Origin of the sequence: Nocardioides sp. NPDC051685, from assembly GCF_044453405.1 — a bacterium.
Taxonomy (GTDB): domain Bacteria; phylum Actinomycetota; class Actinomycetes; order Propionibacteriales; family Nocardioidaceae; genus Nocardioides.
The window spans coordinates 1-21776 of record NZ_JBITCR010000002.1 but is presented as its reverse complement, the minus strand read 5'-3'; the positions used below and the strand labels follow the sequence as shown (position 1 = coordinate 21776).

The following is a 21776-nucleotide window of genomic DNA, read 5'->3' as shown; positions in this document are numbered from 1 at the left end:
ACAGTTCTATTTGCGATTGCTTCGCAATTCGCGCAGCGCTACTCACCCCGACGGAGCGCCATCACCACCGCCACCGTGCGGACCAGACCGCCGATCGGGCCGAACGGCAACGCGAAGCCCCACCAGTAGGCGAGCTCGAACGGGAGCAGGGCGATCGAGAGCCACCCACCCAAGCGCGGACGGGTCCACAGCACGAGGCCGACCACGACCTCGACCGCGCACACCACGGTGAACCCGACCAGCAGCGGCACGCTCGTCGGGATACCGACGTCGACGAACGGCCCGTCGCCGTTCGTCGGGAAGCCCAGGAAGATCCACACCGTGTTGTCGTGCGTCGCGAAGTAGTAAGTGCCGTACGCGGCCGGGATACCGAAGCCGACACCGAGCAGTCCGGACTGTGCCGCGGCGACCTTGCTCCAGACCGCAGTCGCTGCGGGGCGGGACCGAGGGGTGACGTCGGCGATCATGCTGCCACCCAACCACGCCCAGCGCCCCGCAGTGCGAGTAGTGCGCTACCTGACCTTCCTGCTGTCAGCGCCGAACCCGTAGCGTCACCTCACCTCACCTCACCTCGGCGAGGTCCGAGCCGGCGAGCCCGTGAAGCGGGTCGAGACCCCTGCTGTCTCGCTGATCGTCGGCCCGGGGCCGCCAGGCGAGCGGAAGCACCACCGCAACAAGGGCACAGAATCCGCCGACCCCCAGGACCAAGTACGCCAGGGGCCTGATCTCCGGAAGCATGCGATCGGTCCCCAGGTGGATCTGCGTGCGCACCGACACGGCGAAGGTAGCGGCGGCCATCCCCACCAGGAACGCCGAGATCAGCGCTGCCGCGATCTCCTCACGCCGGCGGATCTCGCCCCACGGCAGCCCGTCGACGATGGCCAGCAGGCCCACCGAGAGGACGATCGCCACCAGCGGCATGATCGTCATCAGGTAGCGCTCGTGCGGGTTCCCGCCCCCGGAGCGGAACTGGGCGAGGTTGACGATGATCACGAACGCGTGCGCGATCAGCACGAGCAGACCCACGGTCGCCACCGACGGCACCCGGGGCGCACCGACGACCAGGCCCTGCTCACGACCGTGGTCCCGCAGGCGTGCGACCACCCCCAGCGCCAGTCCGAGCAGCGCGACGAGGGTGATGGTGTCGATCACCCAGTGCAGGCCGGTGCCGCGCAGCTGATAGGGCACCCACAGGTGGTCGTACCAGCCGTGCCAGAAGCGCGGCGCGGTCATCACCTCGAACCAGGTGTCGACCTGGACCCGCTGGTAGCGCGACAGAAGCGCCGAGCTCGCGGTCGCGTCGCCGTAGAGCACGATGTTGCGTACGTAGAACCAGCCGATCGCCAGGCCCGGCACCCCGGTGGCGATCGCGGTCAGCCAGGTCGCCCGGAGGAAGCCCTTCCGGGTGCGGTCGCGGAGCAGCAGCGTCACGCCGAGCGCGGCGCCGCACATGATCACCGTGATCACCCCGGGCGCCTTCGTCGCGGCGGCCAGCGTGCCGGCGACCGCCATCACGATCATCCGGTTCCGGGTCACCCCGAGGCGAAGGATGCGGAGGGTCGCGAGCACGGTCAGCGACGAGGCCGCGACCGCGAGGCTGTCGTTCATGATGAAGCCGGCCGAGACCGCCAGCACCGCCGGCGAGGCCGTGATCGCGGTGGCCAGCATCGCGGCAGCCGGTCGCCGCGGGGTCACCTCGAAGGCGATCAGCCCGACCAGGAACACCAGCGCCCCGTACGCCAGGGCGCTCGTCACCCGCATCCCGGCGATCAGCACCTGCGGGTTGTCGAGGGCGTCCGCGAGCGCGACCCACGGCACCCCGAGGAGGTAGTAGAGCGGCGGATGGTTGGCGGTCCAGATCATCCGGTGGCGATCGAACTCCTCCCGGTTCGCGCCGCGGGTGATCTGTGGGAAGCGGTCCCTGTCCTGAGCCACGGGAGTGTCGATCGTGGGCAGCTCGCCGTTGTGGAGCGAGATGGCGTACGACGCGTTCGGGCCCTCGTCGCGGGCGTGGTAGGACAGCGCCTGGGTGGTCGCGAGGTAGAGGCTCATCGACGCCGCGAACGCGGCCAGCAGGGCGAGGACGGCGACCAGCCTGGCCGACGGCCTGGCGGGCGCGTCCGTCGGCTCGGAGGCCAGGACCGCAGTGGCGTGACTCATCACACGACTCCCGTGGGTTGGGCAGTATGAGCCGCACCCTCGTGAGCTCGGGTCGGACCTTAGAGCACCTCGGTGGATCCACCGTGCAGGTCACGCCGGATCAGAAGGTGAACGCCCGGCGAACCTCGTCCTCCGTCAGGCCGTAGTCGGCAAGGCGGTAGTCGTGCTTGGGCCGGGCGCTCCCGGAGCGGGACTCGGCGTCGATGCGGGCGACCTCGGCGCGGGCGGCGTCGCTCCACGGGATGTCGAAGTGGCCGTAGATGCCGTCCACGGTGCCGACGGGGTCCTTGACGAACTCGCGGTAGTCGACGTCGAGGAACTGCGCCTGGTCGTACTTCTTCCTGGCTTCGCCGAAGGAGCGCCAAGACCGGGAGAGGATCTCCAGCTGGGTCGCTCCGATGGTCTCGCCGACGAACGTGGTCGACATCCCGGCGGTCGCCTCGGCGGAGAGCGAGCAGCCCGAGGCGACCGAGACCACCGGCTCGCGGTGGGTGACCACGACGAGCGCGTCCGGGTAGACCTCCATCAGCGCGTCGAGCGCGACCAGGTGGGAGGGGTTCTTGAGCACCCAGCGCTTGTCGGGGTCGTTGAGCCCGATGAGCTGCAGCGAGCGGCGATGGAGCTCGTACGCGTCGCGCCAGTCCTGCTTCGCCAGCCAGGCCGAGTAGCGCGGGACGTTGGCCAGCGACTCGAACGAGATCGACTTGCCGCTCTGTCGCAGCACCCGCCAGCACTCCTCGACGCTGGTGGCGTCCATGTAGTGGATCCCCATGAACTCGGGGTTGGTGACATGGTGCTGCCGGTAGGCGTTCTGCAGGGCGTTGAAGACCGGATCCTGCTCCCAGGTCTCGCGCGGCGGCCGCGGCTGGGGGAACTCGGTCAGCCAGGTCTCCAGACCCTGGTGCGCCGGGTCGGCGGCCAGCAGCCGGTGCAGGGCGGTGGTGCCGGTGCGGACGAGTCCGGTGACGAAGATCGGCCGCTCGATGCGTACGTCCTGGTGCTGGGGGAACTCCGCGAGACGGGCCTGGGTCATGAGCCGGCCGACGAGGGCGGACTTCACCTGGGCGCGGTGGAAGTAGTTGCCGATCGGGGTGAGCCCCGCCTCGGGGCTCGCCAGGTCCTCGACCAGCAGCCGCAGCCCCTCCTCGTGGTCGGTCCCTCCGAAGTCGCTCAGCCCGGTGGTGCGGGTGGCGGCGGCGCAGATGTCCTCGTACGTCCCGACATCCGCCCGCTCGCGGGGTGCGGTCTCTGTTGGGGGCGTCTCAGTCATGGAACTCCCCGCAGTCCACGTTGAGCACGGTCCCGGTGATCGCGGAGGCCAGGTCGCTGCCCAGGAACAGTGCCGCCCGGGCGACCTCCTCGGGGGTGGCGAGCCGCTTCAGGTCGGTGGGGGCGGCCTTCTCGGCGTACACCTCCTCGTGGGTGCGTCCCGACTCCGCGGCCATCCAGTCGAAGTAGGCCCTGTTGACGTCCTCGTAGATGTAGGACGGCGCGACGGAGTTGACCCGGATGCCGCGCGGACCGAGCTCGGTGGCGAGCGAGGAGGCGAGGTGGGCGAGAGCGCCCTTGGAGAGCTTGTAGCCCGCGAACTCGGGCTGGCTCTGGTAGAGCACCGCCGAGTTGATCATCACGATCGCACCGCCGGGCTTGTCCGGGGTGGCCGCGAGCGCGTCGGCGAAGAGCGCCGAGAGCCGCAGCGGGGCGTAGACGTTGGACTCCTGGGCCAGCCGGAGCGCGTCGAGCGGGATCTGGGTCAGCGGGTCCATCGGCGGGATGCCGAAGGCGTTGTTGAGGAGCACGTCGACACGGCCGAACTCCTCCAGCGCGGCGTCGACCAGGTGGCGCCGCGCGTCCTCGTCGGTGATGTCGGTCGGCACCACCAGGGCACGTCGTCCGTGCTCCTCGATGACGCCGGCCATCTTCTGCAGCCGCTTCTCGGTTCGGCTGGCGAGCACCAGGTCGGCGCCCATCAGCGCGGCCTGCTCGCCCAGCGAGCGGCCGAGGCCGGGGCCGACCCCCGAGAGCACGACGACCTTGCCATCCAGGAGTCCAGTCATGGCGCCTAGAGTAGAACGTGTTTCACTTTTGGGGAAGGGGTCCGCGCGGAGCGGTCAGGTCGGGAAGCTGAACCTCGCCACCTCGTCGACCCACTCGGCGTACGCCCCGATCTCCTGCGGCACCTGCTGAGCCCGGACGAGATCGGCGTGGGCGCGGAGGACACGGGACCAGTCGGCGCACGAGCCGCAGGTCGCCCGCCCGCATCCGGCCGTGTGCTCGCGCGCGACCTTCTCGAGCAGCGTGCGGAAGGTCGCGCCGTCCTCCCCCGCGGCCAGCGACTCGACCACGGCGCCGAGCACCTCGCCCGCCTGAGCCGGCGCCCCGACGAGGATCGCCATCAGGATCCCGAGGGCCTGGTGGCCGGCGGGGTCGGTGGTCGCGCCCGCAATCGGGGCCGTGCGCGCCAGCCGGTAGACCGCGAGCAGCTTCCTGGCTCCCCCGGGCGTGGCACAGAAACGCGCCAGCTCGCTCGTGAACAGCGCCTCGCCGGGGGTCATCTCGAAGCTCTGGACCCGACTGCGGCGGGCGGCCGGGTCGCCGGAGCCTGCTGCCAGCGCCGAGGGCCACGACGGCACCGCGTGGCGCATCAGCGACCGCATGAACCGCACCGCGGGGTCACCGGCGAACGCCCGTAGCGCGAACGGCACGTCGAAGACCCGGGAGAGGTAGCCGGCGGGCTCGGCCACCCGGTCCTCGAGGGACCTCTGCACCGCCCGGGCGTCGATGGCCGCGACGACCGCGACACCCTCCTGACCACCCAGCTCGTCGACGGCCCGCAGCACCCCGGCCGCCGTCGCGGGGTCACAGCGGTCCAGGTCGTCGACGTAGACGAACGTCCGGACGGCCGGTGAACCGGGCAGCGCGCCGACGGGTGGGCGCGGCGGCGGTCCCGGTGGCGCCGCCCGCAGCGCGGCCTCGTAGGCCGCGACCTCCCGGTCCATGGCCGCGAGCGCCATGGTGGCGGTCATCGGCTGCTGCGTACGCCGCTTGCCGCGGTGGCCGTCCTCCTCGGGCAGTCCTGCCAGCGCCGCCCGCAGCTCGGCCGTCCGTCGCTGTGCGGCCTGGTGCTTCGCGACCAGCGGCGGCGGCTCGCTCTTCCCCGCCCCTCGCACGGTGTCGAGCACTCCGGTCGCCACGTCGCCGTGAGCGTACTGACGGGCGTCGATGCGTACGTGCCTGGCGCGGGCGGCGTAGGCCTCGTCGTGCTCGGTGAGCCACTCGATCCGCTCCTGGAGCTTCCGCAGGAAGGTCGACCGGCCGCTGCCCGGCAGGCCCTGGACGGCCACCGAGATCGGGAGCTGCGTGTGCGCGGAGGCGAGCAGGCGGGCCATCCGGTCGACGTCGACGCGGTGCCCGAGGATGTCGTCGTCGGACTGCTCCGGCATCGGCGCCGGCTCGATCATGGGCTGACCCACGGCGCCGCTCACGGGGCCGGTGACGATCGGCACCTCGGCCGTGTCCCCCGCTCCGGGCGACGCGATCTCCGCAGGCGCCGGGACCGGCTCCGGCGCCACCTCGGCGATCTCGGCGACCTCGGCGATCTCAGGCACGTCAGGAGCTTCAGGCTCCTCGACGATCTCGTCCACCGGCTCCCGCATCTCCGCGAGCGGGGTGACCGGAAGCCCGAGCTCCTCCTCGACCGCCTGGAGCGCCTTGGCGAAGTCGGCGGCACTCCAGTGCCGTCCAGCGCGACGCTTGAACATCGCCTTGCGCAGCACCGCCTCGAACGAGCCCGGGACGTCGTCGCGGTCGATGGGCACCGGCTCGTGCTCCCGGATCCGCTCCGCCAGCGCCTCGGGGCCACCGGAACCGCCCTCGAACGGCGTACGTCCGGCGAGCAGCGTGTAGCAGGTCGCGGCCAGGCTCCAGATGTCTGCCCAGGCGCTCGGCTCGACCGGCTCGGAGAGCATCTCCGGCGCCATCCATGGCAGCGACGTCGACCCGACGCCGGCGGGACGGCCGGCCGAGGAGAGGCTGCCGAAGCCGGCCAGCTGCGGCTCGCCGGCAGCGGTCAGCAGGATGTTCGCGGGCTTCACGTCGCCGTGCAGGATCCCGTGGCGAGCGGCGACGTCGAGCGCACCGGCGATCTTGATCGTGATGCTCAGCGCCTCCGCGACCGGGAGCCGCTCGCTCGTCCAGCGCGCCTGCAGGTCGCCGCCGGAGCGATGGTCCATGACCACGAAGCTGCGGTCGTCGTCGGAGACGCCGACGGCGTGCAGCGGCAGCACATGGGGATGGGCGGCGAGCTCGGCTACCTCCTTGGTCTCCCTGGCGAGCACGTCCTGCGTCTCGGCGCTGAGCCGGTCGTTCCAGACCTTGACCACGGCGTCCACCTTCTCCTGCTGCCACTCGTAGAGAAAGACCTCGGAGGAGCCGCCCACACCGATCAGCCGGCGATACCGGAATCCCGGAATCGCCGGTGGCACATGGTGGGGGCTGGCCATGGGCCGCAATCATAGGGGCCGTACGCCAGCGCGTCGCGTCCCCTCCTCAGGAGAGCATTCGGCGCCGAAACGCCTGCTGACATGCGGCGATCCTCTCCGCATACCCCCCAGGGTTCAGGGTCTCGGCGTGCAAATGCGACTGCACCCAGCCCCCGCGTGCGGCACCATGTGCGCATGACCACGGCATCACGCGGAAGCCTCGGCATCACGCAGAGCAATGAGGGCGACCGGGTCACCACCCTCGAACTCTTCTTCGACCTCGTCTTCGTCTTCGCATTCACACAGGTCACAGCCCTGATGGCACACTCCGAGATGCCGATCGGCGTGCTCCACGGACTGATCGTGCTCTCGCTGCTCTGGTTCGGCTGGGCATCGTTCGCCTGGCTCGCCAACCAGGTGCGCGCCGACAGCGGCATCATGCGGGCGGCGTTCATCATCGCGATGGTCGCGATGTTCGTGGTCAGCATGGCGATCCCGGAGGCGTTCCACGAGGAGCCGGGCGGCATACCGGCGGCGCTGACGCTCGTGGTCTGCTATGCAGCCGTACGCCTCACCCACCTCGGTGCCTACCTGCTCGCTGCCGCCGGCAGCCGGGCGCTCCAGCGCCAGCTCCTGCTCACCGCGCTCACCTCTGTCCTGCCGACGGTCACCCTGCTCGCGATCGGCGCATTCGTCAGCGATGAGTCGCGCACCTGGGTCTGGCTCGCGGCCGTCGCCTACGACCTGCTCGCGATCTTCGTCGGGGCCCGCTCGGGCGGCTGGATGCTCCCGTCCGCGGCCCACTTCGCCGAGCGGCACGGGCTGGTCGTCATCCTCGCGCTGGGCGAGTCGATCGTGGCGATCGGCGTGGGCATCTCGGGCAAGCCGCTGGACTGGTCCCACCTGATCGGCGCCGTCCTGGCGATCGCGATCGCGATCGCCCTGTGGTGGCTGCACTTCACGCGTACGCTCGAGCAACTCGAAGCCTGCTTGCACACCCGCCAGGACCCGGACCGGGCGTGGATGGCGCGCGACCTGTTCACCTACCTGCACTTCCCGATCATCGTCGGCATCATCGTGACCGCGCTCGGCATGGAGTCCGCGATGGCCCACGTCCACGCCGACCATCTGGGTGCCGTCGGCGGCTGGGCGCTCGCGGGCGGTGCGGCGGCTGCGCTCGCCGGGTCGACGGGTGCGATCCGCCGAGCCTCCGGTCGTTGGCCTCGGATCCGTCTGGTCGCGACGTTCGCGGTCCTGGCCTCGGGTCTCGTGCTCGTCGCCCTGCCGCCGCTGGCAGCGCTCGGCCTCCTCGCGGCCCTCGTGGCCGCGCTCTGCGTGGCCGAGGAGCTCAGCTGATCATCCGTCGCGCGACGGCCCGCTGCCGGCTCGCGATGCGCGCCGCATAGGCCTCGTCCGAGAGCGCTTCGGGGTGCGGCAGAAGGTCGCGTACGTCCTCCGTCCTCACCTTCTGCACGACCGGGCCGTCCGCGGCGGTGAGGTCTCGCTCCAGCCGCTGCCAGCGCAGCATCAGCGAGCCGGTGCGGTGGCCGGTGGTCTCGAGCCAGTTGGCGATCGGAGCCCCGTCCAGCGGTGGGTGCTCGGAGATCACGAACCGCATCACGCCGTCGGGGTCGGTGACCGCCTGGGCCTTGGTGAGGCTCGTCTGGTGGGTCTCGTAGTCGGTCGAGGCGTACCAGTCCGAGCCGACCTGGATGCCCTGGTAGGAGCAGTCGTCGCACCGCGGCACCTCGACCACGAGCGCCTCGTCCTCGGCCAGCTCGTAGTGGCCGATCGAGGAGAACTGCGACTCGAGCCCGCCGGGCGTGCGCGCCGGAACGGTGAGCGTGTTGACCGGCTCCTTGTACTGGAAGAACTGCGGGAAGGCGAACCAGGTCTGGATCGAGCCGGTCAGCGACCGGGCCGCGACCTCGTACTTCTTCCGGAGCAGCTCCTGGGTGAGCGGGCGGCGCGGCCGGCCGAGGGTGTCGGGGCGCTCGATGGTGATCGTGCCGCGGGTCTCGGTGTCCCAGTCGTTGAAGACCTCGCGCACGATCAGGGTCTTCGCACCCGGCTCGGCCGTGTAGGTGAACTCGAAGCCCCCGTCGGCGTCGAGCTGCAGCTTGCGGTCGTCGAAGGCCATCAGGCTGGTCGCGGCGGAGTCGGCGGTGTAGGCACCGCCCATCACCTGGAACGAGAGGTCAGCGCTGGTCCCGCGACGGCCGCGGACGACGTACTCGACGCCTTCTCGCAGGTAGGCGTTGAAGTAGATGGCGTCAGGGTTGTCCAGGCCCTGCCTGGAGAACTGGTGGGTCGGGTTCACGAACAGCGGCTGCTCGAGGTCGTAGTCGAACGCCGTCTGCATCGCCATCCGGATCCGGCCGGAGAGGTACTCGTAGCCCTCCAGCCGGTCGGCTTCGGTGCGGACGAAGGGCGCGTTCGCGATCAGTTCCTCCGCCTCAGCGATCGCCTTCTGCAGCGGCTCGGTCAGGCCGTACGCAGCGCTCTGCTCGGTCACTGCGCGGCCTTCGCGATGATGTTCTCCCCGTACCACTCCAGGTGCTTGATCTTCTTTTCCAGCGGCTCCGGGTCGGCGCCCTTCACGTACGGGTCGCGGAACCCGACGATGCAGTCGGTGACGCCCTTCTCCTCGAGCCGCTTGATGCCATCGAGGTCGTACGCGTCGTAGCTGATCACGTGGACCTCGAAGTCGTCCCGGGTGTCGCCCTCCTCGCGCCGGATCTCGGCGAGTCGGACCAGGAGACGGTCGAGCTCCTCGCCGTCGCCGCCGGCGTGCATCCAGCCGTCGCCCTTGAGGACCGCGCGGCGCAACGCCGCGTCGGCGTGGCCCCCGACGAGGAGCGGGATCTTCTCGGTCGGCGCGGGACGCTGCTGGAGCGGCGCGAACTCGTAGAACTCACCCTCATAACCGAAGAAGTCGCCGCTCGGGTCGGTCAGGCCGCGCAGGATGTCCATGCACTCGTCCATCCGCTTGCCGCGGTGCTTCCAGTCGACACCGAGGGCGGCGAAGTCCTCCGGCCACGGCGACAGCCCGACACCGAGACCGAGCCGGTTTCCGGAGAGGAAGGCGAGGCTCGAGGCCTGTTTGGCGGCCAGCACGGGCGGGCGCACCGGCAGCTTCACCACGAACGGGGTCAGGCGCAGCGTCGTGGTCACCGCGAAGAGATGGGCGCACAGGATGAACGCCTCGATGAACTCCTTGCCCTGCAGGAACTCCCGGTCGCCGGTGTCGGTGTAGGGATAGGTGGAGTCGGACTCCTCGGGATAGATCAGGCTGTCGGCCACCGTCATGCTGGTGTACCCGGCGGCCTCGGCCGCCTGAGCCAGCGGTGCGTAGTAGTTGGCCTGCGTCATTGCCTCGGCATAGGTGAAGCGCATGCGCCAACACTAGAACGTGTTCTAAGTTTCTGCCAGAGTGTTCGCCATGTCGCCTTCTCTCGAACGTCCCGCAGGCCTGGACTCGCCGCTGACGGCGAGACTCATCAAGTACGGTGCCCGCGCCAACACCGCGCTCTTCAAGCTGACCGACGGACGCATCGGCGGTCGGTGGCGAGTGATGGCGGGCTGGCGCAAGCCGGCACCCGTGCTGCTGCTCGAGCACGTCGGCCGCAAGTCGGGCCGCACCTTCACCACTCCCCTGCTCTTCATGCGCTCGGGCGCCGACCTGGTGGTCGTCGGTTCCCAGGGCGGGCTGCCGAAGGACCCGCAGTGGGTCGCCAACCTGCGTGCCCAGCCCGACGTCGCGGTCCGCGTCCCCCGTCGCGGGCGGCGGCTCGTCCGGGCACGCGTCGCCGACCCCGCGGAGCGGGCCGCGCTGTGGCCGCGGCTGCTGGAGACGTACGCGGACTTCGAGACCTACCAGACCTGGACCGACCGGGAGATCCCGGTCATCGTCCTCTCACCTCGCTGAAGGAGACCCTTTTCATGGACGTTCAAGAGCTGATCGACCGCGCCGAGATCACCGACGCGCTGACCCGCTACACCCTGGCCGTCGACGACGGCGACTGGGACGCGCTCGACACCGTCTTCACGGCCGACGCCACGATCGACTACTCCGAGTCCGGCGGCACGGTCGGCGAGCTCGCCGACGTCAAGAAATGGCTCGCCGAGATGCTGCCCGCGTTCTCCCAAAAGCGCCTGCACACGATCGGTCAGGTCGGCATCACCTTCACCGACGAGGGCGCGGCACCGGATGCCTCGGGCTTCGCTTCGGCAGAGGTCGTGGCGTACTTCGACAACCCGATGGTCATCTCCGACGGGTCGGGCGGCGAGCGGGTCGTCGAGGTGGGCGGTCGCTACCGCCACTTCTTCGTGCGTACACCGGACGGCTGGCGCTCGCGCCACCTCCACGAGGAGGTCTTCTGGACCCGCGGGTTCTGACCCGCGTCAGGCCGCCTGGCCCCGCACCACCCAGTCCGCGAGCCCGGCGAGCGGCACCAGCAGGTCGCGGCCGCGGTCGCTCAGGGCGTACTCCACGCCCAGCGGGATCGTCGGGAAGACCGTACGCGTCACGATCCCGTCCTCCTCCAGCGTGCGCAGGGTCCGGGTGAGCATGCGCTGACTGATCCCCTCGACCCGGCGCCGCAGCTCGTTGTAGCGGTGCGGGCGCTCGGCGAGCATCATCACGACCAGCAGGGTCCACTTGTCACCGAGCATCTGCAGCGTCTGCGTCACCGGACAGGCCTCGTACGCCCCCGCCGGGACCAGCTCCGGCAGGCCCGGTCCGAGCGCCTCGCTCACGATGTGCCGGGGCACATCGGTGTTCCCATCTGACATTGAAGTGCCTTCTTCCGCGATCGCCACCGGGCGGCGAGGGTTGCTCACATCAGCAACCTACCCATGAGGGAGAAGTGAATGAGCACGATCGCGGTCCTGGGCGCGGGTCCCGGCCTCGGGATGTCGGTGGCGCAGCGGTTCGCCAAGGAGGGGTACGCCGTCGGGCTGGTGTCCCGGAACGCCGACCGGCACCCGGGGTATCTGGAGACGCTGGCACCGAGTGGTGTGCGCACGGTCGCGATCGCGGCTGACGTGCGGGAGGCCGGGGGCGCTGCTCGCGCCCTCGCCGAGATCACCGCAGTGCTCGGCCCGATCGACGTCGTCTACCACGGCCCCGGCGCCCACGACCTGAGCGCACCGACGGTCGACATCCTCGAGACCGGACCCGACGACATCCGCCGCGCGACCGCCGAGATCGTCGAGCCGGCCGCGGAGGTCGCCTCCCTGGTGCTGCCCACCATGCGCTCCCGCGGCAGCGGGTCCCTGGTCTACGTCTCCGGGGTCAGCGCCCTCGTCCCCATGCCCTTCCTCGGCCCCTACGCCCCGGCCTCCGGCGCGCTGCGGACCTACGCCCGCACTCTCGCCGCTGCGGTGGCCGAGGTCGGGGTGCACGTCGGATCGCTCGTCCTCGGCGGCCTGATCGAGCGCGGCGACATCCACCAGATGCTCACCGAACCCGGCACCCCCGCGCCCTACGCCACCCTGGACCCCGACGAGATCGCCGACGCCGTCTGGCGCCTGGCCTCCGGGCTCGAGGACGAGGTGGTCTTCGACGTGCTGGGTGCTCAGTCGAGCGACGAGCCGGTCAGCCGGGATCGGTGAACGAGACCGGCTTGCCCGTGGCTCGGGCGTGCGCGATCTCCCTGCTCGTGGACTCACCGATGTAGCCGCCCGGGTTGACCACCAGAACCCGGTCGGCCAGGTCGATCTTGCGCAGATGGAGGGCGTCGAGTGCGGTCTTCTGCTCGTCGGTGATCGACCTGCCAGCGTCGCGCTCCTCGGCGTGCACGAAGACGCCCGGCGCGAGGACGATCGCACCGGCGAACGTCAGCTCACGGTTCGCCGCCGACATCTCGTCCACGAATCGGGTGGAGCCACAGATGCAGACGATCTCGGGTCGGTCGGGCACGGCCACAGCGTACGCAGGGCAGCACGCCTCGTCAGCCGATCGCGGCGTCGCGTACGTCCGCCACAGAGAAGCCGTGGGCGACGAGCTCACGCCGTCGTGCGCACCCGGTTTCCGTCACCTCGCCAGGAGGTGGTCGATGATCGCCGGCGTGATGGTCCCGGGCTGCTGCGCGTTGGCCAGGTGGGCGGAGTCCGGGACCACCAGCAGGCGGCCGTCCTCGACCGCGTCGGCGATCGCCTCCAGGTGGGGTGGCGGGGTCGCCGGGTCGTCCGCTCCGGCGATGGCCAGGGTCGGCGCGGTGATCGCCGGCAGGTCGGCACGCAGGTCCATGGCCGCGATGACCTCGCAGCACCCGGCGTAGCCCGCGGCCCGGGTGTCGGCGACCATGGCTTCGCAGGTGGCCTTGACCTCGGGGTTGGCCTCGAGGAATTCGGGCGTGAACCAGCGGGCCACAACAGCCTCGGCCACTGCCTCCGTGCCGCGGGCTCGCACCGTGGCCGCCCGGTCGTGCCACGCCGACGACGGCGCCAGCCGGGCTCCGGTGCACAGGAGGACCAGGCGGTCGATGCGCTCCGGGTTGCGGGCGGCGACCCGCATCCCGGTCATGCCGCCCAGCGAGAGGCCCACGAAGTGCGCCCGCTCGGCGTCGAGGCGGTCCAGGAGGGCGACGACATCGTCGGCCAGGTCGTCGATCGTGTACGGACCGGGCGGAACCGGCGAAGCGCCGTGCCCGCGGGTGTCGTAGCGCACCACGCGGAAGTACCGTTCGAGCTCGGCCAGGTTCTCGTCCCACATCGCGTGGGTGGCGCCCAACGAGTTGGACAGGACGATGATCGGCCCGTCGGTCCGCCCCGAGACGACGTGGTGGACGTCGACCGCGTTCACGACATCACCCGCTCGAGGCGGACAGAGACTCGGCCGGCTGCACAGATGACGTCCATGCCGGAAATCTAGGATCGCCCGAGCGACGTTGTGAAGTATCGATCAGGCGCTCATTGATACGCCGGACGTATCAACCTCAGCCGAGGCCCGGCCGGGCGTGCAGCCCGCCGCCGGACTCGTAGAGCAGGCCCTTGTCCTTGATGAGCTGTCCCGCGGCGGCCAGGATCGGGCTGTCGCCGACGGCGGAGCCGGCCATCGAGGCGATCGCCTCGAACATCTTGACGGCGGCCTCGTCGACGGCCGGCCAGTTCCACTCCGACGGAGCGGGGCCGATCGGCTCGACCGCGTGCCAGCGCGCCGCCCGGGCCTCCGCCATGGTGGTCAGCGTGCTCCAGCCGAGCCCGCCCAGACCGACGACGCCACCGAAGTTGAGGCCGATCAGCCCCCAGCCGTTGCACTGGTACTCATAGGCGGACGGACCGAACTCGGACTCGTCCAGCTCGACCCGGGTGATCACCGGCTCGGGGCCGGTGTTGGGCGCGTACAGCTTGAACGCCGGCCGTGCGGCGAGCAGCGAGGCCGATGCCGTCGTGGTGATCTCGCTCAACGGCTGGCCAGGCGCCGAGTAGGCGTCGAAGACCCTGAAACCGAGGTCGAGGGCATAGCCGACGACGAAACGCCGGTCGTCCTGGGCGGCGTAGAAGTTGCGATTGAACACGTTGGGGGGAAACCTCGCTTGAGCCCCACCGATCAACCGATCTGCTTCGCTACGGATGACCCGGTGGGATGTGGTTCGGGCAGCGCGACACTATCGCGCCAGGCGTGTCGAGCTGGCAACCGGTTGGTGATCTGTGTCTCTCGCGAGTCCCTCAGGAGTAGGTGCCGCGGACGGTGTCGGTGGTTGGCAGCGACTGGCAGCCCAGCCGGATCCCGTCATCGAGGTCCTCCTGCTCGAGCACGTCGTTGCGCACCATCTTCACCTCGCCCTCCAGCAGCCGGAAGGCGCAGGCCGAGCACTCACCCTCGCGACACGAGTAGGGCGCCTTGACGCCCTTCGCCTCGAGGAAGTCGAGCATCGGGGTGCCCGGGTCCCAGTCGTCGTACGTCGTCGTGGTGCCATCGAGCTCGATCTCCAGCTTCACCGGCTGCTGGACGGCACTCTCGCCTTCGACGACCTCCGTCTCGGCCTCCTCGACCGGGGCGATGTCACCGAACGGGTTGCCGCCCAGGGAGGCGAACTTCTCCTGGTGCCGCCGCGCCCGCGGGAACTCCAGCTCCTTGAGCGCCGCGATCGTCGCCTTCATGAACGGCGCCGGCCCACAGACGAAGGCGTCGTACGTCAGATGGTCGGCCGCGAACGCCTTGAGCTGCTCACCGGTGGGCAGCCCCTGGACCGACTCGAGCCAGTGGACCACCTGGAGCCGGTCCGGGCGCTCGGCGGCGAGCCGCGACCACTCCTCGGCGAAGATCACCGAGCGCTCATCGCGGTTGGCGTAGAAGACCACGATCCGCCCGGTGCCCTCGCGCAGAGCCGTGCGGGCGATCGAGATGATCGGGGTGACACCCGATCCGCCGGCGAAGAGCAGGAGGTCGGCGTCGATGTCGGCCGGGGTGAAGATCCCGCTCGGCGGGAGCACCCGGAGCGTGTCGCCGGGCTGCAGGTTGTCGCAGATCCAGTTGGAGGCGTAGCCGTCCACGGTGCGCTTGACGGTCACGGTGAGGGGATCGCCCGGGGCGCTGGACAGCGAGTAGCAGCGCGCCGCCAGGCCGTCGCGGTCGCTCGGCACGGCGACGGTGAGGAACTGTCCCGGCTTCGGCTGGAAGGCGTGCTTCATGTCGTCGGGCACCTCGAAGACGATCGAGTGCGCGTCGGCCGTCTCCTTGACGACGTCGCTGACGGGCAGCAGGAAAGAGTCAGTAGCCATCCTCGGCTCCGATCTGGATCCGGCCGTCGGCGACGGCTGCTTCGATGGACGCCGCCAGACGAGGGCAGCGGGCATGGACGAGCCGCGCGCCGTCGGCGGCGGCCTTTCGGCGTACGAGATCCGGACACTGGGCCTGCGCCTCGGCCGTCCACTGGACGGAGGTCTGGTGCTCGCTGTTCTTCTTCACCCCGACGCGGGCGAGGCAGTCGAGGCACTCCACCTCGACCAGGCGGGCCTGGGTGTAGAGCCGCTGGTCCTCGACGGTGTCCTGGGACGTCGGGACGAACGAGGCCATCAACTGACCCCTGCGTCGCTCGACTCAGCCTTTTCGGCCTCGATCCGGCGGAGGTTCTCGGCGACCTCCTCGTGCCAGAACTCGTTGGCCTTGGTGGTGTCGACCTCGAACTCGAACCGGGCACGCATCTCGGGCTCGATGTCGGCGAGGTCGACGTAGAACTGCTCGTACCAGCGGCGCAGCTGGTAGACCGGGCCGTCCTCCTCGCACAGCAGCGGGTTCTGCACCGGCACCTTGTTCTGCCAGATGTGTACGTCCTGGAGGAACCCGTCGCCGAACATGTCGGCGTACTTCTTGCCGATGAAGTTGGCGGTCTTGTCGTCGAGACCCTCGGGCTTCTTGACCGTGATGCCGTACTGCAGGAGGAACGAGTCCGGGCCGGTCGGGATGTGGCAGTTGATCAGGATCACCTCGGTCACGAAGCCCTTGTAGTCGACCTCGAGCCAGTTGATCATGTACGCCGGGCCGTAGTAGGTCGCCTCGGACTTGAGGAACATCTCGGCGTCACCGTAGCCGCCGGACACGTCCGGACGTCCTCGGGAAGCCATGTACTGGGTGGCGGTGTGGTCCTCGAAGACGTTGCGGAAGTCGGTCGGGAAGGCGAAGTGCACGTAGTAGAAGTGCGCCATGTCGACCACGTTGTCGATCAGCTCGCGGCAGTGGCTGCCCTTGATCGGGACGGTGTTCCAGATCCAGTCGGTGTAGACCTCGCGGTTGCTCACGTCGGGCAGCTCCGGCGGCAGGATGTCGTAGTCGGGATTCGAGCCCTCGGGGTCGTGCCAGATCAGCAGCGAGTCGTTGCGGATCACGGTCTCGTACGCCTTGGTTCTTGCTCGCAGCGGAACCCGGCGGGCGTAGGGGATCTGCTTGCAGCGGCCGTCGGCACCCCAGCGCCAGTCGTGGAACGGACAGCCGACCTCGTCACCCTTCACGGTGCCCTGGGTCAGGTCGCCGCCCATGTGGCGGCAGTAGCCGTCGAGCACGCCGAGCTCGCCCTTGGTGTTCTCCCAGACGACGAGCTTGCCGCCGAACGCCTCCACGGCATGGGGCTTGCCGTCCTTGAAGTCGCTGGCCAGACCCAGGCAGTGCCAACCGCGCGCGAAGCGCTCCGGCTGGGAGCCGTGGTCGAGCGTGCGGGTCTGGGTGGTGGGGTCGGCCATCGTCGTACCTTCCGCTGGTCTGTTCGCTGGGCCCTATTCAAAACGTAGAACCTGTTCTAGTTTTATCACATGCATGTGGCCTTGACACCCGCCCAGGAGCAACTTCGCTCAGAGCTCAACTCCTACTTCGCCCAGTTGGTCACGCCGGAGCGGCGCGCGGCGCTCGCGCGGGCCTCCGGCGAGTTCGGGGGCGAGGCCGACGAGGAGGTCTACCTCTCGACCATCCGGCAGATCGGCGCCGACGGCTGGCTCGGGATCGGCTGGCCGAAGGAGTACGGCGGGCAGGACCGCTCCATGGTGGAGCAGCTGATCTTCACCGACGCTGCCGCGGTGGCCGGGGTGCCGATCCCCTATCTCACGCTCAACACCGTCGGCCCGACGATCATGCGGTTCGGGACCTCGGAGCAGAAGGAGTACTTCCTGCCGAAGATCCTCGCCGGCGAGCTGCACTTCTCGATCGGCTACTCCGAGCCGGGCTCGGGGACCGACCTCGCCTCGCTGCAGACGCGCGCGGTGCTCGATGAAGGCACCGGCGAGTGGGTGATCAACGGCCAGAAGATGTGGACCTCGCTGATCCAGTATGCGGACTGGATCTGGCTCGCCTGCCGGACAGAGCCGGAGGCCTCGCGTCACAAGGGGCTGTCGATGATCCTGGTGCCGACGTCGTCGGAGGGTTTCTCCTATACGCCGGTCCAGACCGTCGCCGGGGTCGGCACCTCGGCGACCTACTACTCCGACGTCCGCGTGCCGGCCTCGAACCTCGTCTCCTCGCGCGGCGGGGGCTGGGCACTGATGACCAACCAGCTCAACCACGAGCGCGTCGCACTCACCTCGGCGGCACCACTGGTGCACTCGCTCGGGCTCGTGAAGGAGTGGGCGCTCTCCACCGTGGTTCCTGGTGGCGGCCGGGTGATCGACGCGGAGTGGGTGCAGCTCGCGCTGGGTCGCGCGCACGCCCGGATCGAGGCGCTCTCGCTGATCAACTGGAAGCTCGCCTCCGACGCCGACCACGGCGTGGCGCTCTCGCCGGCCGAGGCGTCGGCGACCAAGGTCTACGGCTCCGAGCTGGCGACCGAGGTCTACCGGACACTCATGGAGATCGTCGGCCCGCACGCGGGACTGACGGCCGACTCCCCCGGCGCCGTGCTCGCCGGCCGCCTGGAGCGGTTCCACCGCTCCTCGCTGGTGATGACCTTCGGCGGCGGCACCAACGAGATCCAGCGAGACATCATCGGCTACGTAGGCCTCGGCCTCCCCGCCGCCAAGCGCTGACCCCACACCTGACGACAGGGACACACACCATGGACTTCTCCTTCACCACCGAATCCGACGACGCCGCCGAGCTCGCGGCGAAGATCATCGGCGACGCGACCTCGGTCGAGCGGCTGCGTACGGTCGAGGCGGACGCCGGCGACCGCGGCCGCTTCGACGCCGCCCTCTGGTCCGCCCTCGGCGAGGCCGGACTGCTCGGGCTCCATCTGCCGGAGGCCCAGGGCGGCGCCGGGCTCGGGCTCATCGAGCTGTGCCGGGTGCTCGTCGAGGCCGGGAGGCGCGTCGCGCCGGTGCCACTCGCCGTGCACGGACCCTGCGGCCTGCTGCTCGCCGAGACAGCGCCCGAGACCCTGGCGGATGTCGCCGACGGGTCCCGGGTACTGACGGCCGCGGTCGCCGAGGAGCACGCCCACCTACCCGGCTCCCCCACCGTCGTCGCCACGGGCGACACGATCACCGGCGTGAAGACGCTGGTCAGGGCCGGAATGATCGCCGACGCGTTCCTCGTCACCGCAACGGCGCCGGACGGCACCACCGCGGTCTTCCTCGTCGAGGCCTCGGCGCCAGGCGTGACCCGCCAGGCGCAGCACACCAGCGACGGAGACGTCACCGCGCTGGTCTCATTCGCCTCGGCGCCCGCCCGTCGGATCGGGGACGCGTCTGCCGCCGACCGGCTGGGCGCGCTGCTGACCGTCGCCGCTGCCGCCGAGCTGCTGGGTGTCACCGAGGGCGCCCTCCAGCTCACCTCCTCCTACGCCAAGACCCGCGAGCAGTTCGGCCGCGCCATCGGCACCTTCCAGGCCGTCTCGCAGCGCCTTGCCGACGGGTTCATCGACGTACTCGCCCAGCGCCTCACCCTCTGGCAGGCCGTCTGGCGGGTCTCGTCCGGGCTGCCCGCCGCCGACCAGGTCGCCGTCGCCAAGCTCTGGGCCGCCGACGCCGCCCACCGCCTGGCCCACACCACCGTCCATGTCCACGGCGGCGTCGGCATCGACCTCGACGGCGAGGCACATCGCTACTTCACCGCCGCCAAGCGCTTCGAGTTCGTCTTCGGAGGTGCGACCGAGCAGGCGCTGCGGATCGGGCGGGCGTTCGCGGGGTCCTGATCTCGAGCGGATCTCGCAGGGGCTTCGGCATCCGCCGGAGCCCCTCTTGTCGTGGCGGTTCTCTGTGCGGTATCGCGACTGACGACCACGCTGTGCGATAGCGCTTCGGCCTATCGGGTGCACTGTTGCGTCGATCGGACCGTCGCGGCTGAGCACCGGCGAAAATCACGTGCGGGGCGCATGGGTCCGTGTCATCATCGCTCGCAATCGAGAGCACTGCTCTCATCACGCCTGCCGAGGAGCTACGCAGTGACCGACCCCCACGTCTCCCCCGACCACCGCACCCGCCTGGGCGCCATCGCTCTGGCGATCGCCGGCATCCTCTTCGCCATCTACGAGGCCGCAGCCCCGCGCACCGACCAGACGACGCTCGACGGCGCGGCATCCTGGACCTCCGCCGGCTGGAGCATCGCGCACATCAGCGCCATCGTCGGCCTCATCCTGATCCCACTCGGCTACGGCGCGATCCGCGGCTTCCTCGACGACACCCCGCACGAGAGGACCGCGTTCCTCGCAGCCACCATCGGCTACATCGGCTCCGGCCTGACCATCTCCTACTACGGAGCCGAGGTCTACGGCCTCAAGGCCATCGGCCAGCGCGCGGTCGCCGACAGCGACGCCAGCCTGACCGACGTCGGCAACGACTTCCGCCTGGACCCCACCGCGATGACCGTCTTCGCCATCGGGCTGCTGCTGGTCGCGATCGCCGCCGTGCTCGCCGCGATCGCCGTCTGGCGCTCGGGATCCCTCCCCCGCTGGAGCGCCGTCCCGCTCGCCGCTCTCCTGGTCACCATGCTCCCCCAGTACTTCCTGCCGCACGCGGGGCGGATCATCTGGGGCGTACTCGTTGCCGCCGCGGCACTGTGGCTCGCCTCGGCTCTCTGGCGGGCGGCGCGGGCCTGAATCGGGGCGCGGCGGCGTCTTCTTGGTTGGTCCCTCGTGGTTCCCTGGCCGCCATCGTGTGGGGGATCTGGATGTGTGTCCGTTTGGTCGCGGGTCTGGGTTCCAGCGCGGGTGGGGCCAATACCGGGTTTGGGTTGGGAGATTTACAAGCCAGGGTGTCTGGGTTGGGAGCCATTCGGGTCTCTTGCGGACTTCCAGCAGCGGTCTGGGTTATCGCTGGGATACCTGTCCCTGATTGGGTTTCGATCGATTTCGTTCGACTACGTTTGAAGAGGTGTGGTAGGCTCGGCGCAGGCGTAAACGTGAAGGCCGACCACCTCGAAAGAGGCGTGCCCCTCCCGGTGCGAGGGGTAATCCAGGGGAACCAGGGGCGTACGCGCTGAGCTGCGAGGGTAAGTAATAGCCCGCATCTGGCGGGCCTCCGAGACCAGCGAACTCTCCACACCCGCATGCGCGGGTGTGGAGAGTTCGTACGTCGGGAGGTGACCGGATCGATGACCACGCTGCAGCAGCCCCAGCACCCTGTGCTCGGCGCCGTGGTCACCATCACCGACGCACTCGACGGTGTCGCGGCGGCGAACCCGTCGTTCATGGCCACGGATCAGAAGGCCGCCACTCTGGTCGAGATCGCCCGGGCCAAGGCCCAGCTGGCCGAGCTCGAACTCCGGGTGCTCGCCACCGCTGACAACGTCGCCGCTGAGTCTGCTGCACGTGACGTCGCGGCGTGGTTGCATCACCACACCCACCAACGACCCGAGGTGCTGCGTGCCGACCTCCGGTTGGCTGTCGCGCTGGACCGTACCTACGGCCTGGTCGCCGCGGCGATGCGAACAGGGACCTGCAACCCCGCCCAAGCCCACGTGATCACCCAGGCTCTCGACGACCTCCCCACCGATCTCGACCCCGAGATCAAGACCAAGGCCGAAGAGGCCCTGGTTGCCTACGCGACCCAGTTCGACCCCACCCAGCTGCGCCGCCTCGGCCGCCGCATCCTCGATGTCATCGCCCCCGAGATCGCCGAAGCCGAAGAAGCCCGGCGCCTCGCCGCCGAAGAGGCCCACGCCCGCAAGAAGACCCGCCTGACCATGCGGCGCCTCGGGGATGGCACCACCCGCATCACCGCCATAGTGCCCGACACATCCGCGGACCGACTGGCCACCAACCTGGAGGCCTTCGCCTCACCAAGGCGCGACGACGGCACCCGCACCGACACCGGCGAGTACCTCCCCTACGACCGTCGGCTGGGGCGTGCGTTCTGCCAGCTGCTCGAAACCCTCGACCCCACCCGCCTCCCCATCCACGGCGGTGACGCGACCACGGTCATCGTGACCATCGACCTCGACCAGCTCCGCCAAGAAGCCGGCACCGCCCAGATCCTCGGCGGCAGCCCGATCACCGCAGCCGAAGCCCGGCGCCTGGCCTGCACCGCAGGCATCATCCCCGCCGTCCTCGGCAGCCCCTCCGAGGCCCTCGACCTCGGCCGCATCCAACGCCTCTTCACCGCCGCCCAACGCCGCGCCCTCCTCCTCCGATCCCCGACCTGTGAAGCCGAGGGCTGCGACATCCCCGGCACCTGGTGGCTGTCGCGATTTGAGTTGTCCCTGTCGGTGTCGGCCGGGCGAAGCCCGGCCCGGCTCAGCCGGTGGCCAGGCCGGTCTGGTGGAGTCGT

Annotated in this window: 22 protein-coding genes; 8 read left to right on the top strand and 14 right to left on the bottom strand. The window is 70.0% G+C overall.

Annotation, left to right across the window (positions count from 1 at the left end):
- Nucleotides 1-38: 38 nt before the first annotated feature.
- The 5 genes from ACIA03_RS05175 to ACIA03_RS05155 form a co-directional block, all read right to left on the bottom strand.
- Entirely contained in the window at nt 39-467 is a 429-nt protein-coding gene (locus ACIA03_RS05175) for a hypothetical protein (protein WP_396979944.1), read from the bottom strand.
- Nucleotides 468-561: 94 nt separating this feature from the next.
- The gene (locus tag ACIA03_RS05170) at nt 562-2160 is read right to left on the bottom strand and encodes an ArnT family glycosyltransferase (protein ID WP_396979942.1); all 1599 of its coding nucleotides are present in this window, start codon (nt 2158-2160) and stop codon (nt 562-564) included.
- Nucleotides 2161-2260: 100 nt separating this feature from the next.
- Entirely contained in the window at nt 2261-3430 is a 1170-nt protein-coding gene (locus ACIA03_RS05165; protein WP_396979940.1) for a sulfotransferase family protein, read from the bottom strand.
- Nucleotides 3423-4217, bottom strand: coding sequence for an SDR family oxidoreductase (locus ACIA03_RS05160; RefSeq protein WP_396979938.1), 795 nt, complete (start codon nt 4215-4217; stop codon nt 3423-3425). Before ACIA03_RS05160 ends, ACIA03_RS05165 begins: the two co-directional genes overlap by 8 nt.
- 54 nt (nt 4218-4271) lie before the next feature.
- The gene (locus ACIA03_RS05155; RefSeq protein WP_396979936.1) at nt 4272-6662 is read right to left on the bottom strand and encodes a protein kinase; all 2391 of its coding nucleotides are present in this window, start codon (nt 6660-6662) and stop codon (nt 4272-4274) included.
- Nucleotides 6663-6836: 174 nt separating this feature from the next.
- Between ACIA03_RS05155 and ACIA03_RS05150 the strand changes: the two genes are divergently transcribed.
- Nucleotides 6837-7997, top strand: a complete 1161-nt coding sequence (locus ACIA03_RS05150; RefSeq protein WP_396979934.1) for a low temperature requirement protein A — start codon at nt 6837-6839, stop codon at nt 7995-7997.
- On the opposite strand, the gene ACIA03_RS05145 is transcribed toward ACIA03_RS05150, so the two are convergent.
- A complete protein-coding gene (locus ACIA03_RS05145) occupies nt 7990-9156 on the bottom strand; it encodes a hypothetical protein (protein WP_396979932.1) in 1167 nt (388 codons plus the stop codon). The genes ACIA03_RS05150 and ACIA03_RS05145 overlap by 8 nt on opposite strands.
- Entirely contained in the window at nt 9153-10037 is an 885-nt protein-coding gene (locus ACIA03_RS05140; protein ID WP_396979930.1) for a TIGR03619 family F420-dependent LLM class oxidoreductase, read from the bottom strand. Before ACIA03_RS05140 ends, ACIA03_RS05145 begins: the two co-directional genes overlap by 4 nt.
- Before the next feature lie 46 nt (nt 10038-10083).
- Between ACIA03_RS05140 and ACIA03_RS05135 the strand changes: the two genes are divergently transcribed.
- Together ACIA03_RS05135 and ACIA03_RS05130 are read left to right on the top strand one after the other, a co-directional pair.
- A complete protein-coding gene (locus tag ACIA03_RS05135) occupies nt 10084-10569 on the top strand; it encodes a nitroreductase/quinone reductase family protein (protein WP_396979928.1) in 486 nt (161 codons plus the stop codon).
- Between the two features lie 14 nt (nt 10570-10583).
- On the top strand, nt 10584-11039 hold the full coding sequence (locus tag ACIA03_RS05130; protein ID WP_396979926.1) for a nuclear transport factor 2 family protein: 456 nt from the start codon (nt 10584-10586) through the stop codon (nt 11037-11039).
- A gap of 6 nt (nt 11040-11045) precedes the next feature.
- Here ACIA03_RS05130 and ACIA03_RS05125 read toward each other — a convergent pair whose 3' ends face one another.
- The gene (locus ACIA03_RS05125; protein ID WP_396979924.1) at nt 11046-11435 is read right to left on the bottom strand and encodes a winged helix-turn-helix transcriptional regulator; all 390 of its coding nucleotides are present in this window, start codon (nt 11433-11435) and stop codon (nt 11046-11048) included.
- A gap of 78 nt (nt 11436-11513) precedes the next feature.
- On the opposite strand from ACIA03_RS05125, the gene ACIA03_RS05120 reads away from it, so the two are divergent.
- The gene (locus tag ACIA03_RS05120) at nt 11514-12257 is read left to right on the top strand and encodes an SDR family NAD(P)-dependent oxidoreductase (RefSeq protein ID WP_396979922.1); all 744 of its coding nucleotides are present in this window, start codon (nt 11514-11516) and stop codon (nt 12255-12257) included.
- On the opposite strand, the gene ACIA03_RS05115 is transcribed toward ACIA03_RS05120, so the two are convergent.
- The 6 genes from ACIA03_RS05115 to ACIA03_RS05090 form a co-directional block, all read right to left on the bottom strand.
- On the bottom strand, nt 12241-12564 hold the full coding sequence (locus tag ACIA03_RS05115; protein WP_396979920.1) for a hypothetical protein: 324 nt from the start codon (nt 12562-12564) through the stop codon (nt 12241-12243). The genes ACIA03_RS05120 and ACIA03_RS05115 overlap by 17 nt on opposite strands.
- Nucleotides 12565-12678: 114 nt before the next feature.
- On the bottom strand, nt 12679-13449 hold the full coding sequence (gene pcaD, locus ACIA03_RS05110) for a 3-oxoadipate enol-lactonase (RefSeq protein WP_396979918.1): 771 nt from the start codon (nt 13447-13449) through the stop codon (nt 12679-12681).
- 133 nt (nt 13450-13582) lie between these two features.
- Nucleotides 13583-14164: a hypothetical protein gene (locus ACIA03_RS05105; RefSeq protein ID WP_396979916.1), complete on the bottom strand. Its 582-nt coding sequence runs from the start codon at nt 14162-14164 to the stop codon at nt 13583-13585.
- 151 nt (nt 14165-14315) lie between these two features.
- Nucleotides 14316-15371 (bottom strand): 2Fe-2S iron-sulfur cluster-binding protein, encoded by a 1056-nt coding sequence (locus tag ACIA03_RS05100; protein WP_396979914.1) that lies wholly within the window; start codon nt 15369-15371, stop codon nt 14316-14318.
- Nucleotides 15361-15666 carry a hypothetical protein gene (locus ACIA03_RS05095; RefSeq protein WP_165111934.1) on the bottom strand — a complete coding sequence of 102 codons (306 nt, stop codon included), beginning with the start codon at nt 15664-15666 and terminating at the stop codon, nt 15361-15363. Before ACIA03_RS05095 ends, ACIA03_RS05100 begins: the two co-directional genes overlap by 11 nt.
- Entirely contained in the window at nt 15666-16826 is a 1161-nt protein-coding gene (locus ACIA03_RS05090; protein ID WP_396979911.1) for a Rieske 2Fe-2S domain-containing protein, read from the bottom strand. The genes ACIA03_RS05095 and ACIA03_RS05090 overlap by 1 nt, the downstream gene beginning before the upstream one ends.
- A gap of 69 nt (nt 16827-16895) precedes the next feature.
- Here ACIA03_RS05090 and ACIA03_RS05085 point away from each other — a divergent pair, with 69 nt between their 5' ends.
- The 4 genes from ACIA03_RS05085 to ACIA03_RS05070 form a co-directional block, all read left to right on the top strand.
- Nucleotides 16896-18098 (top strand): acyl-CoA dehydrogenase family protein, encoded by a 1203-nt coding sequence (locus tag ACIA03_RS05085; protein ID WP_396979909.1) that lies wholly within the window; start codon nt 16896-16898, stop codon nt 18096-18098.
- A 29-nt stretch (nt 18099-18127) separates the two neighbouring features.
- On the top strand, nt 18128-19204 hold the full coding sequence (locus ACIA03_RS05080; RefSeq protein WP_396979907.1) for an acyl-CoA dehydrogenase family protein: 1077 nt from the start codon (nt 18128-18130) through the stop codon (nt 19202-19204).
- A 249-nt stretch (nt 19205-19453) separates the two neighbouring features.
- Nucleotides 19454-20107, top strand: a complete 654-nt coding sequence (locus ACIA03_RS05075) for a hypothetical protein (protein WP_396979905.1) — start codon at nt 19454-19456, stop codon at nt 20105-20107.
- 494 nt (nt 20108-20601) lie between these two features.
- Nucleotides 20602-21776, top strand: a 1175-nt coding sequence (locus tag ACIA03_RS05070; protein ID WP_396979903.1) for a DUF222 domain-containing protein, incomplete at its 3' end; no start/stop codon positions are given.